Annotated in this window: 12 protein-coding genes; 10 read left to right on the plus strand and 2 right to left on the minus strand. The window is 50.4% G+C overall.

The genetic code is table 11. The features are described 5' to 3' along the window. Positions 1 to 8 precede the first annotated feature (8 nt). Positions 9 to 635 carry a phosphoribosyltransferase gene (locus BLU57_RS12895; RefSeq protein ID WP_090321629.1) on the minus strand — a complete coding sequence of 209 codons (627 nt, stop codon included), beginning with the start codon at positions 633 to 635 and terminating at the stop codon, positions 9 to 11. A 248-nt stretch (positions 636 to 883) separates the two neighbouring features. Here BLU57_RS12895 and BLU57_RS12900 point away from each other — a divergent pair, with 248 nt between their 5' ends. The 10 genes from BLU57_RS12900 (at position 884) to BLU57_RS12945 (ending at position 10,683) form a co-directional block, all read left to right on the plus strand. Continuing rightward, positions 884 to 1,291 (plus strand): archease, encoded by a 408-nt coding sequence (locus BLU57_RS12900; RefSeq protein ID WP_090321631.1) that lies wholly within the window; start codon positions 884 to 886, stop codon positions 1,289 to 1,291. Further along, positions 1,288 to 2,715, plus strand: a complete 1,428-nt coding sequence (locus BLU57_RS12905) for an RtcB family protein (RefSeq protein ID WP_090321634.1) — start codon at positions 1,288 to 1,290, stop codon at positions 2,713 to 2,715. The genes BLU57_RS12900 and BLU57_RS12905 overlap by 4 nt, the downstream gene beginning before the upstream one ends. Positions 2,716 to 2,760: 45 nt before the next feature. Next, positions 2,761 to 3,063 (plus strand): ribosome hibernation-promoting factor, HPF/YfiA family, encoded by a 303-nt coding sequence (hpf, locus tag BLU57_RS12910; protein ID WP_090321637.1) that lies wholly within the window; start codon positions 2,761 to 2,763, stop codon positions 3,061 to 3,063. Between the two features lie 259 nt (positions 3,064 to 3,322). Continuing rightward, complete coding sequence (locus BLU57_RS12915) at positions 3,323 to 3,826, plus strand: BCAM0308 family protein (RefSeq protein ID WP_090321640.1); 504 nt, start codon at positions 3,323 to 3,325, stop codon at positions 3,824 to 3,826. 48 nt (positions 3,827 to 3,874) lie between these two features. Continuing rightward, a complete protein-coding gene (locus BLU57_RS12920; protein WP_090321643.1) occupies positions 3,875 to 4,324 on the plus strand; it encodes a CBS domain-containing protein in 450 nt (149 codons plus the stop codon). 142 nt (positions 4,325 to 4,466) lie between these two features. Continuing rightward, complete coding sequence (gene lon, locus BLU57_RS12925) at positions 4,467 to 6,842, plus strand: endopeptidase La (RefSeq protein ID WP_090321645.1); 2,376 nt, start codon at positions 4,467 to 4,469, stop codon at positions 6,840 to 6,842. Between the two features lie 319 nt (positions 6,843 to 7,161). Beyond that, positions 7,162 to 7,518 (plus strand): hypothetical protein, encoded by a 357-nt coding sequence (locus tag BLU57_RS12930; protein ID WP_090321648.1) that lies wholly within the window; start codon positions 7,162 to 7,164, stop codon positions 7,516 to 7,518. Between the two features lie 137 nt (positions 7,519 to 7,655). Further along, entirely contained in the window at positions 7,656 to 7,940 is a 285-nt protein-coding gene (locus BLU57_RS16685) for a DUF2934 domain-containing protein (protein WP_090321651.1), read from the plus strand. A gap of 212 nt (positions 7,941 to 8,152) precedes the next feature. Then, positions 8,153 to 9,157, plus strand: coding sequence for an NADPH-dependent aldehyde reductase Ahr (ahr, locus tag BLU57_RS12940; RefSeq protein ID WP_090321654.1), 1,005 nt, complete (start codon positions 8,153 to 8,155; stop codon positions 9,155 to 9,157). A 356-nt stretch (positions 9,158 to 9,513) separates the two neighbouring features. Beyond that, entirely contained in the window at positions 9,514 to 10,683 is a 1,170-nt protein-coding gene (locus BLU57_RS12945) for an acyltransferase family protein (protein ID WP_256206286.1), read from the plus strand. 133 nt (positions 10,684 to 10,816) lie between these two features. Here BLU57_RS12945 and BLU57_RS12950 read toward each other — a convergent pair whose 3' ends face one another. Continuing rightward, positions 10,817 to 12,322 (minus strand): hypothetical protein, encoded by a 1,506-nt coding sequence (locus tag BLU57_RS12950; protein WP_143026982.1) that lies wholly within the window; start codon positions 12,320 to 12,322, stop codon positions 10,817 to 10,819. Positions 12,323 to 12,845 lie beyond the last annotated feature (523 nt).

The following is a 12,845-nucleotide window of genomic DNA, read 5'->3' on the forward strand; positions in this document are numbered from 1 at the left end:
ATAGGGACTCACACGGCGGCAAGACACGCAATCACTTCGTCATCGCTCACTTGCGGAAAGTCCGTATAAAACTGCCCGACGGCATAAAAATCATCAGGTGCTGACAAACAAACGATGCGATCGGCTTTGTCCTGCAATTTCTTCAGTGTTTCCGGTGGCGCCACCGGTACGGCACAGATCAATTCCGCCGTTTTCTGATTGCGCAAGGCATGCAGTGCGGCAATCATGGTGGAACCGGTAGCCAGTCCGTCATCCACGACAATCACGATGCGCCCTGCGGGATCTATCGGTGCGCGCTCAGGGGTATAGTGCGCGCGCCGTTGCCGGATGGTTTCCAATTGCGCCGATACTTCCTGATCGATGTACGCCTGATCGGCACCGGCCCGTGCGGCATATTCCGTCAAATACACCCAACCGCTTTCATCGACGGAACCGATTGCATATTCCGGGTTACCGGGAGCGCGGAGCTTACGCACCAGCACCACATCCAGTTCGCCGCTCAGCCGCTGCGCAATTGCCTTGGCCATCGGCACCGCGCCACGCGGGATGGCGAGTACCAGTGGATTTTTATCGCGATATCCGGACAATGCATCCGCCAGTTTCCCGGCTGCTGCCATGCGATCGGCAAAAATCATGCTGTGCTCCTCATTGTCATTAAAATAGAGCGCCGATGCGAAACCGGTTGGCGCTTTGAATCTCCAGAAAATCTAGCAATTTCCTCGAAGATAGCGGCACTATCGGACTTGTGTCCGGCAAGCAAAGCCCTCTTGCGCTTCATCCAAACGGCTTACTCTTTGATCAATCGCAACGATCGTTCAGATTGATACATTTCTTGCGGCAAAAATACTACAATAAAACTACATTTTTATAAAGTGATTAAAAAATGAGCTCATCGTATTTTGAACACGATGCCGACATCGGGATTATCGGCTGCGGCCTGACTATCGAGCAATCGTTTGAGGCGGCGGCGCATGCGGTTTTCGCGATTATCACCAACATTGAAGCGATACGCCCTCAGACAGCAGTGGCGCTCGAATTTGAAGAAGCCGATCTTGAACTGGCGCTGGTGGTTTGGCTTAATCTCATTTTAGGAAAGGCGCGGGAACTCGGTATGGTATTCAGCCATTTTCACATCCAACGCCAGAATGATCATTGGCATGCCAAAGCCGCCGGGGAAAAATGGCACGACGGCTTGGAACGCGGTGTGGAAGTCAAAGGTGCAACACTGACCATGCTCGCGGTAAAACCAATTGGCCCAGTCTGGGAATCCCGTTGCGTGGTAGATGTATGAATCTACAACAATTACAACAGCTGCACACTTATCTTTGGACGCTGCCCCAGGCATCCGGCGATAAACGCGCGCAAGTCTTGCTTTATGGCAGCGCGCCGTTGCTCGAAAGCATGGACGACAAAGTGCTGGAACAAATCGCCCATGTCGCCGCACTGCCCGGTCTGGTTGGCGCGGCGATAACCATGCCGGACGCGCATTGGGGTTATGGCTTTCCCATCGGCGGCGTGGCGGCATTTGACGCCGAACAGGGTGGCATCATCTCAGCCGGCGGTGTCGGTTTCGATATTTCCTGCGGCATCCGCTGTCTGCGCAGCAATCTCGATGCGCGCGATGCGGCGCCCTACTTCAATCAACTGGCCGACCGGTTGTTCGCCACGATCCCGGCAGGCGTCGGCGAAGAAGGCCAAATCAATCTCAACCCGAAGCAACTGGATCAAGTGTTGCTGGGCGGCGCACAATGGGCTGTAAAACAGGGCTACGGCGATCTCGCGGATCTGGACTATGTGGAAGAAAACGGCTGTGTCTCCGGCGCGGTGCCGGGCAACGTATCCGAGCTGGCGAAAAAACGCCAACGCGGCGAAATGGGCACGTTGGGTTCCGGCAATCATTATCTGGAAGTGCAAGTCGTGGAACGCATTTACGACAACGTTACGGCGCAGGCTTTCGGTCTGCGCGAAGGTCAACTGGTGATTTCCATCCACTGCGGTTCGCGCGGACTCGGCCATCAGATCGGCACCGATTACCTGATAATGCTGGCTAAGGCGGCCAGCCGTCTCGGCATCCACTTGCCCGACCGGGAATTGGCCTGCGCCCCGATCAAATCGCCGGAAGGCCAGCAATACCTCGGCGCCATGAATGCCGCGATCAATTGCGCACTGGCCAACCGGCAAATCCTGACGCATCTGACGCGCGGCACCTTTGCCGAAATCTATCCCCAGGCCTCATTGGAAACGCTGTTCGACATCTCGCACAACACCTGCAAGGAAGAGCAGCACGAAGTGGACGGCAAAACCCGCTGGCTGCACGTGCATCGCAAAGGCGCCACGCGCGCTTTCGCACCCGGACATCCCAGACTGCCGACGCGATACCGTGACGTGGGGCAACCGGTCATCATCGGCGGCAGCATGGGCACCGGCTCGTATATTCTCGCCGGCACCAGCACCAATCAGGCGTTTGCTTCGTGCAGCCACGGCGCAGGCCGCGCCATGAGCCGCAACCAAGCATTGAAACACTGGGATGGCCGGACCTTGATCAATGACCTCGAACGGCAAGGCATCCTGATCCGCACCCGTTCGATGCGCGGTGCGGCGGAAGAAGCGCCGGGCGCTTACAAAGATGTCGATCAGGTGGCTGAGGTCACGGAACAAGCAGGGCTGGCACGTAGAGTCGCTTTTCTGCGCCCCAAAGTATGTATCAAAGGATAGTTGTTACCGGAAACGTTTAACTCAATTCAACAGGAGGAAAATTTCATGGAAGTCACACTGCAAATCACCACGCGCGATATCCCCCACTCCGAAGCGCTCGAAAGTCACATCCGCGAAAAAGCGGAAAAACTGGAGAAGCTTTATCCGCACATCACCAGCTGCCGGATCGTCATCGAGCTTCCGCACAAACACCACCATCAGGGCCGGATGTTTGACGTGCACATCGACATGACGGTACCCGGCAGCGAAATCGTGGTCAATCGTGTTGCTAATGAAGATGTCTACGTCGCGGTGCGCGATGCTTTCGATGCCGCCAAGCGTCAACTGGAAGATCATGCCCGCAAATAGCACGGCGATACCAAGTTCAGGCGCCCGACCATGACCCTTCTCAACCACAAAGCAGCCTTTGGCCGCCGCATTGGATTGTGCGTATACGCTGCGAAAATACCCCAGCGTATCCCATGACGGAAACGCTTGACAAAATTATCAGAGCGCGCAAGATGGAACGGATGTTCAATCTTTCACGAACGCATGGCTGAACGTGAAAGGATGAAAAAATGACTTCTCATTCAAACTGAAACAGTTGCAGTAGAAGGAGGGATTTATCATGAGCACAAAAAACGCACCCCCTGGTTTTCATCAAATTACGCGGCATGACGGTGTTTTCCAGGAACAAATTCACGATGCTTATCAAATCAAAGACAAGCTCCCCGAACCCACCGTTTGTCCGCTATGTAGCGCGGTATTTCACAAAGGCCGGTGGCAATGGCTTGCTGCGCCGGTCAATGCGCATCAGCACAACTGTCCGGCCTGCCAGCGTATTCATGACCAGTATCCGGCTGGATTCCTAACCTTGCACGGTGCTTTCTTCCACGCGCACCGGGATGAAATCATGCATTTGGTACAGCACGTTGAGAAAAAGGAAAAAACCGAGCACCCGCTAAAGCGGATCATGGCAATGGAGATAAAAGATCACGAAGTACTGATCACCACAACCGACATTCACCTCGCGCGCGGTATCGGTGAAGCCATCCACGATGCGTACCAGGGTGAGCTGGAGTTTCACTATAACCCAGCGGAAAATCTGTTGCGCGTGCATTGGTCACGTTGAACCATGAACTTAGCCGTTTTTCCATAACAACCAGAAAGGAGAAATCAAATGTCTGCCGGTGAAATTTGCAATCGTGAAGTCATTGTTATCCAACGGGATGCAACCATTGTGGAAGCTGCCAAACTGATGCGCCAGTTTCATGTCGGCGCGCTCATCGTGGTTGAGAAGCGTGACGGCCGGCAGATTCCGGCCGGCATTGTCACCGATCGCGATCTGGTGGTAGAAGTTGTGGCAACGGAATTGGACGCAGCCGTCATCACCGTTGGCGACATTATGGCGGCGGAAGTATTTACCATTAAGGAAAGCACCGCATCGCATGAAGCCATCGAATTCATGCGCCGCAAAACCATCCGGCGTTTGCCGGTCGTTGATGAATCGGGGGAACTGACCGGTATCCTGACGCTGGACGATGCGCTGCAATTATTATCGGAAGAGTTGCTCGATCTCGCCAAACTGGTCCGGTACGAGCAAAAGAAAGAAACGCGGCATCGTCCGTGATGTTCTATTTTTACCGGTAACCGGCACGACAAAACCGGTTACCATAAACAAGGCCAGCGGATCTCACTTGAATTCCTGGTTAAGCGCTCAAATATTCCAAGAGAATATTAAAACTGCCTTACATTCTGAAGGATGAGCCGCTATGGAACAACCTGTCACAAGCCAACTCGAGTTGCCTGCCGATGTCATTGCATTGGTGCCAATGCGCAACGTGGTGTTATTTCCGCATGTACTGATGCCCATCACGGTCGGCCGGGTACGATCCATCGCCACCATTGAACACGCGCTGCAATCCAAGGCACCGATCGGCATCGTGCTGCAAAAAGATGCCGCCGTCGATAATCCGGGATTGGAAGCACTATGCGGCACCGGGACAATCGCCAATATCGTTCGGCATATGACATCCGACGACAAAACACATCATGTCGTATGCCAGGGTGTTGAGCGTTTCCACATCGAAGCGCTGATCGAAGGATACCCGTTCCTCGCCGCGCGCATAAAGCGCATTGAGGAATCGGCCCCCATCACCACACAAACCGAAGCACTGGCCCTGCAACTGCGCGAACGCGCCATTGAAATTCTTTCATTATTGCCCGGCGTACCGGCGGAGCTCGCACACGCTTTGCAAGCCACGCGCGCGCCTTCCGATCTGGCCGACATTACCGCAAGTCTGCTCGATACCGAAGTGAGCGAGAAACAAATGCTGCTCGAAACCATCGATACCGAGGAGCGGCTGCAAAAAGTGCTGCACATCCTGTCGCGCCGCATCGAAGTTTTGCGCTTGTCGCAAGAAATCGGCGAGCGTACCAAGGAGCAGATGGAAGATCGCGAGCGTAAATACCTGCTGCGCGAACAGTTGAAAGCAATTCAGAAAGAGCTCGGCGAAGACGGCGACAACGATCAAGAAATCACGCAACTGGACGAGGCCATCACCAAAGCCGGCATGCCGGGCGATATCGAAGCGCAAGCGCGCAAAGAATTGCACCGCTTGCAGCGCATGCCGGGGGCGTCGAGTGAATTCTCGATGCTGCATACTTACCTGGAATGGATGACCGAATTGCCGTGGCGGCTGCCCGAGGAGGCGCCAATCGACCTGAATAGCGCACGGCAGATTCTGGAAGCGGACCATTTCGGGTTGGAGCGTATCAAACAGCGCATCATCGAATTCCTCGCGGTGCAAAAATTGAAACCGCACGGCCGGGCGCCGATTCTGTGTTTTGTCGGACCGCCCGGTGTCGGCAAAACATCGTTAGGCCAAAGCATTGCGCGCGCGTTGCAGCGTTCGTTTGTGCGGGTTTCATTGGGCGGTGTGCATGACGAAGCCGAAATGCGCGGCCACCGCCGCACCTACGTCGGCGCGATGCCAGGCAACATCGTGCAAGGATTACGTAAGGCGGGTGCGCGCAACTGCGTCATGATGCTCGACGAGATCGACAAAATGTCCGCCAGCATGCAAGGCGACCCCTCCGCCGCTCTACTGGAAATTCTCGATCCGGAGCAGAATTCGACGTTTCGCGATAATTATCTCGGCGTGCCGTTCGACTTAAGCCGTGTGATTTTCATCGCCACCGCGAATGTGATCGACAACGTGCCGCCGCCGGTGCGCGACCGCATGGAAATTATCGATCTCCCTGGCTACACGCAGGAGGAGAAACTGCAAATCGCCTTGCGGTATCTAGTGCAGCGTCAAAGTGAAGCGAACGGCTTGCGTGAGGAACAGTGCACGCTCACACCCGAGGCGCTGCAAAGCATTGTGGCCAACTACACCCGTGAAGCCGGTGTGCGTCAGTTCGAGCGGGAAATTGGCCGGGTCATGCGGAATGTGGCCCTGCGCATTGCGGAAGGCAAACAACAGCAAGTGCGAATCGACGTGAATGATCTGGATGCGATCCTGGGTGCGGAAAAATTTGAACACGAACTCGCGCTGCATACCGACTTACCCGGTGTCGCCACCGGCCTCGCCTGGACACCGGTGGGCGGCGACATTCTATTCATCGAAGCCACGCGCATCAATGGCAGCGGAAGACTGATTCTGACCGGGCAGCTCGGCGACGTGATGAAAGAAAGCGCGCAAGCCGCGCTCACGCTGGTCAAAGCGCGCGCCAGCGATCTCAATATTCCGTTAGCGCTGTTTGACGGTGTCGATGTGCATATGCACGTTCCGGCGGGCGCGATTCCCAAAGACGAACCGAGCGCGGGTGTAGCGATGTTCATCGCGCTCGCTTCGCTTTTCACCAACCGGCCGGTGCGCCACGATGTCGCCATGACCGGTGAAATCAGTTTGCGTGGTTTGGTATTGCCGGTCGGCGGCGTCAAGGAAAAAATACTCGCGGCGCAGCGTGCCGGTATTCAAACCGTGCTGTTACCTGCGCGTAACCAGAAAGATCTGCGAGATGTTCCGGAAGCAACGCGCATGGCAATGCAGTTTGTTTTACTGGAAACCGCCGATGACGCCATGCAAGCAGCATTGCATCAAACCGCCAACCCGATGCAAGCGGCAGGATTCAAGCTTGTTTGAACTGGAATTACCAGAACATGGGGAGCAATTCCGGATGATCATGCGCATCAAACCACCACCCATGAATTTCTAGGCATTTTGCTTAGAGAAAGATAAGCGATACGCTTATATATTTATGCCGCCAACCGTTCCAGAATACCCAGATGGCCGTTAAATACAAAAAACAAGGCTAAATAAAGCGGCAATTTGCCGCATTGTAGTTTCCTCCCTGTCCAGTTACAGTGAATCACCGGAAGCCAGTTCAATACAGCTCTGTTATATGGTTGTCACATTGTCTTGCTATCCTGGAAATATCGCCTAATGTGAGGAGTAAATTCAAATGATGCACGCTGAAACTCTCGATAAATTTAACGCCATTAGTCATCTTTACAAACAAAAAAACAATTATTCCTTCTACGAATCGGGTCAATTGCGGCGCGCGAAAATGCATGCTGCGCAGCTCATCGGTGCAATCGATACCCAGCAAATGCTGCCACCGGTTCTGTATCAACTGCTCGAAGCCAGTCTTGTTCTGGAAACGACCGATTGCAAGCTGCTTGCTGCCCATCTGAAAAGAACGCCCGCCATTATTCGCAGTGAATTTAAAAACATATGCGAAATTCTTGGTTCGGCTGAAAACGCGCGGGATGATCGCGGTTTTAACAGCCGCAAAAATAAAAGCGCTGTCAATATCTAAGCATTTACTTAGTTAAAAATAAGTATTTTCTTACTTATTTTTTAAAAAAATTTCACTAAGATAATCAATTGATAAAGGTTTTTATCAATCTAATCTTTTGAGTACGAATAAATATCCTGCTAAAGGAGGATTATCAAATGCCAAGCAAAGTCAGCGAAGGAGAAACCAGGAAATCCGGAACACGGTTATCAAAAAGCGAAGAGCGGATACTCGCGAATCAGGTCTTGAATCCAGTAAAATCGGTTGACCGCCAGGAAATGATTGCCACCGCGGCTTATTTCCGGGCTGAGAAGCGCGGCTTCACGGGCAATGAGACAGATGCTCTGCGTGATTGGCTTGAAGCTGAGAGGGAGGTCGATAATGAGCTGGATATGCTTGACAGCAGCAGCATAGATTTTCAATTTCTCACTATTAAAGAGTAATCATCACTTATCTGCGGAGATTATTCCTCATCACATTGAATTGCCGGTACCACAAAACCCTGCGGTCAGCTGTAACCGGCGGCGGGGCTTTTCTTCTGGCGATGTTCACGTCCAGGTCAACAGAGTGCCGCAGCTTTTGTCTTCTATACAGCATTGTATTGCCGCATAATACGCTGAACCCGAAGATTAACCGGATATGAAAAAGGAAAATCATGATTAAAGCGTATGCGGCATTTGAACCTGGCGGAAAACTACAGCCTTTTGAATACAACCCCGGCGCATTGGGCGATCACGATGTTGAAATCGCGGTCGAACATTGCGGCATTTGCCATAGCGATTTAAGCATGCTGCACAATGATTGGGGAATCACGCAATATCCTTTCGTGCCGGGGCATGAGATCATCGGCACCATTGCGGCCAAGGGCACGCATGTCAGTAATCTATCCGTGGGCCAGCGAGTCGGCTTGGGCTGGCATGCCGGTTATTGCATGACGTGCCACAGTTGCCTATCCGGCGATCATAACCTTTGCGCGCAGCCGGAATCCACCATCGTAGGTCACCACGGCGGTTTCGCCGACAAAGTACGCGCCAAAGCGGCCAGTGTTGTCGCATTGCCCGATGGTCTCAACGCACAAAACGCGGGTCCGCTGTTCTGTGGGGGAATCACCGTTTTCAATCCGCTGCTGCAGTACAACGTTCCCCCCACCGCCCAGGTCGCCGTCATCGGTATTGGCGGTTTAGGGCATATCGCACTGCAATTTCTGCGCGCATGGGGTTGCCGGGTAACGGCCTTCACTTCGAGCGAAGACAAAAAGAAAGAAGCACTATCGATTGGCGCGCACGATGTGCTGGACACGAAAAAACCAAGCGAACTGGCTGCTGCGGCTGGCCGCTTTGATTTGATTCTAACCACCGTCAATGTCAAGTTGGACTGGAATGCCTATATCGCCACCCTGCGCCCTAAAGGCCGTTTGCATTTTCTCGGCGTACCGCTTGAACCGCTGGATATCAATGTATTCCCGCTGATCGCCAATCAATGCTCGGTGTCGGGCTCCCCCGTCGGCAGCCCCGCCGGTATCGCGACCATGTTGCGTTTTGCCGCACAACACAAGATCGAACCGGTCATTGAAGTTTTTCGTTTTGATCAGGTCAATGAAGCGCTGGCCAGATTGGCAAGCGGTCAAGCGAAATACCGCATTGTATTAAGTCACCAGTAACAAGAAATTTTGCCTGGCTGTTGTCAGGCAAAACTTTCATGCTCTCCTCATTCCATCTGTGCCAGGTGAATGGCAAAAAACTGATCGCTGAATAGCAACTTTAGCATCTTGGCGGGAACTTTCCGGCGCCGATCCACTCCATTCAAACTGTTAATTTTTGCTTGCCGATAAATATATAGCGGTGCGGTTGTTAGTCAATCATTTATAATAGCGCGCATTTTTTCAATCCAATATATCCCCGACTCGCCCGGTACGCATAAATCCAATACATCAAACCCTAACACTTCAATTCAGTAAATTTGAAACCGCTTGCCGTAAAGAACGGCAAGTTTCATCAGTGAAAAGTCCAATTTATGATGCATATCTCACATAAAAAAGAAATCCGTTCGCATACTTCATTGCGCGGTTGGGCAGCTATGATGGTTGTCTTCGTTCATTTTCGATATTATCTGCACTCATCGATAGATCCCGATGAAATCACTATGTATTTTTACAAAGGTTACCTCTGGGTTGATTTCTTCTTCATTCTCAGTGGATTCGTCATGGCTTATGTGTATGACATCGAACATCCCAGACGCTATAGCGTACGTGACACCTTGCATTATCTGATTGCCCGGATTGCCAGAATTTATCCCTTGCATTTCATTACATTGGTGGCAACCGTACTTTTTTTCACGCTGCTGGCGCTGATCAACTGGGGATTGGGAAAAGAAGCCTGCTGCTTGTTTGACGACGCCTTGCGCACGCCCGAATCACTGGCCGCCAACCTGTTTCTGATCCACTCGTGGGGCATGTTTGATTGGGTCACTTGGAATTTCCCTTCATGGTCGCTGAGCGCGGAATTTTTTTGCTATCTGCTCTTTGCCGCGCTTCTGACCATCAATGGCGATAACCGCAAACTGGCTTTAGTGTTGTTGTCATGCATTGCAGTGCTTTTCTATTGCTTATGTATGGCGACGGATAACGATGTCAACGACAACTTTCGTTTGTCCACCATCCGCGCCGCATCCGCTTTCACGATCGGCATGTTGCTGTTCCTAGCACGTAACGCAGTTTCCACTTTGCCGGACAGATACCTGACGTATATTCAGATTGTTGCCTCCATCGCACTGTTCCTTTCGCTCCACTTTGGTGTAACCGATGTTCTGGTGATTGGCTTGATGGCTTTGATCGTGCTGGTGACCTGGGAAGACCGCGGCTATTTATGCCAGTGTCTGGACACACGCGGCCTGCACACGATTGGAGTATTGTCATTTTCTATTTATATGTGGCATTACCTGGTCCAGTTTGTTGCAAAACAGGATTGGGAGAACATCACCGGGCTGCCCGTGGAAAGTAGCGTAACGGGGTCCATTCTATTTGTAGCGGGTATGGTCGGTTCGGCTATTTCGATCGCGATCTGGAGTTACCGGCACCTGGAAATGCCCACGCGCAAATGGATCAACTTGCGCCTGACCGGCTTGCTGGAAGCCAAATCCCCACCCGGCTGGCAGCTGGCGTGGATACCGGGTGAGAGAAGAAGATAAACAGGCGTTGTTGTGGCGGAAATGGGGTTGAAGGGCCAGGAACCCCGGTCACGCGAACTCTCGTGATCATGATTAAATGGCATCTCGGAAATCACTAGAGTTCCACGAGACTTTATTCTAAGAAGATAAATTATCAGCCATTCTTTCCCGGTTCTGTGATTTCTTGCAACCACTGATGCGGACGATAATTTTTAGCTTCACTATATTTGCTAACGATTTCTTTTGCTTGGCGTTGCTCATCTGGCCCTACATTTACCAAATTAGCAAGCGCAGCTCGCACCGCCTCCTCAGGAGAATCCATACTAGAACCCTCTAGCATTTTAAGCCAAATCTCGTAGGCCTCGTCTGGTTGCTTATTGCTAATCTTTGCAATACTTTCGAGTAGATCATGAGTGTTATATTCTTCCTCAGCAAAAGGAGCGATTTTCAGCAATAAATTTTTATTTTCTTCATTTACTTCGTCCACAAAAACTGACCAATCGCATAATTTTGATGCCAGTTTTCTTCCTTCGCGGGCACTCAGGTCAATAACACCCAAGAGGCGTGGCCATAATTCAAAAACCTTCGTATGAAGATTTTTATCTTTCCGCTGTGTCCAGATGAACCAAATTAGTTGGCTTAGCTCCTCATACTTTCTGCGAACAAGTAATTGATGAATCATGCTGGACTCATCTACTAATTTCTCATAGTTATTGATATATGCAATTGCAATATTTTGAATGAGTGCCTTGTCAACGCGATCTCGAAGATTATCATCGTCCAGCGCTCGAATAATATGACCATTAACTTTCAGAAAATGATAAATTTTTTTATACACTATGTTCACATAGGCAAAGCCACTCATAGCACAGAGCCATTTCTGGTAATTTTGTTGATCGAAGATGTTGTCGAGATTTGCTAATACCCATTCATTCGACATATACAAAAAATTAGGCAGGTAGTTAGCAACAAGAGTTATAAACTCATACTCACCCATTTCTGCTCGTACTAACTCTTTACTATAAATAGGCTCAAAGTGAGTCCATATCGCTGAATAGCTTCCGCTTTGCTTATTTGCCAAACGGCAAGACCGCAACGTGAGATTAATAAGTGCTTCAAGACATTGCCCGCGAGGACTATTGATCGCTATAGATACAGCATCGCTATTAACTTTAAATGCTTCTCCTTTTTGCTTTTCCAATAGTGGAAGAATTACTTCTTCAGCTTGATTCATATACTTCTCATTGAAGGCATGCTCATCGGATTTAGTACCGGCCTCGATCAATCTTCCGATGCTAGCGACAATCCGATGCCTACTTGCCACAAAAGAATCGTTCCCCTCTGCATTTTCTGGAACCCAGAATCGATCTTGCTTAACAATACCCTGACAAAATTCAAACAGAGAATGCCAAACCTCATCCCAAGGCAATGGAACCATTTCAGACCATAATTCTCGGTATGCTTCAATTAATTCATGAATAAAGGACAAATCACCGTCATAAAATTTATGTAACTGGTTGTGAAAACGAAGTGGTTCTGCCTTTACTATCTGGCGCAATGTCATTGCAAGACCATCGAGGCTAGGCTCATTAAATCTTATGGATGGTTTATAAGTCACCCGATAAGCCTCAAGCTGTCTAACTAAATCACCGACACTCAATGAAAGCAGCTCTTCTTCGCTAAAAGGTGATTTGTGAACTACCCACCCGTAGGTGGTGTAATTAGAGAAATCCGGAAGTTCTGGTTCTCCACCAACGATTTCTAAGTATCGTTGATAAGTTTGAGTAATGTCATTATCATAATCTTTAATGGCAGATAACCAAATTAATTGTTGATAAGCAGTTGAACCATCTTTTTTTGTCCAGTTTCGTCAATTATGGCGAGACTCTTGATTGCTTCTAGAATTCGAGATTTTTGCTCAAGACGAAATTTGCTATAGTGATTTTTCAATAAATGCCATAACTCATGGCGAAAATTATCATTCAAGTGATCTATATTGATGTGATCGACATAGGCACTCAGGTATTGGAATTGCTGGTCAATTGCATATAAAGCAATGCGACCAATTGTTTTGAAGGGACTCCTAGCTGTAAGAATTCCTAGCGTTGTTTACAGTATTCAGGAGAATACTGTAGATGAACATACACAAACGCACTCGCTTAACATTATTGGATCGTCAGGAA

Source organism: Nitrosomonas oligotropha (assembly GCF_900106555.1).
In the GTDB taxonomy this organism is placed as follows: domain Bacteria; phylum Pseudomonadota; class Gammaproteobacteria; order Burkholderiales; family Nitrosomonadaceae; genus Nitrosomonas; species Nitrosomonas oligotropha_A.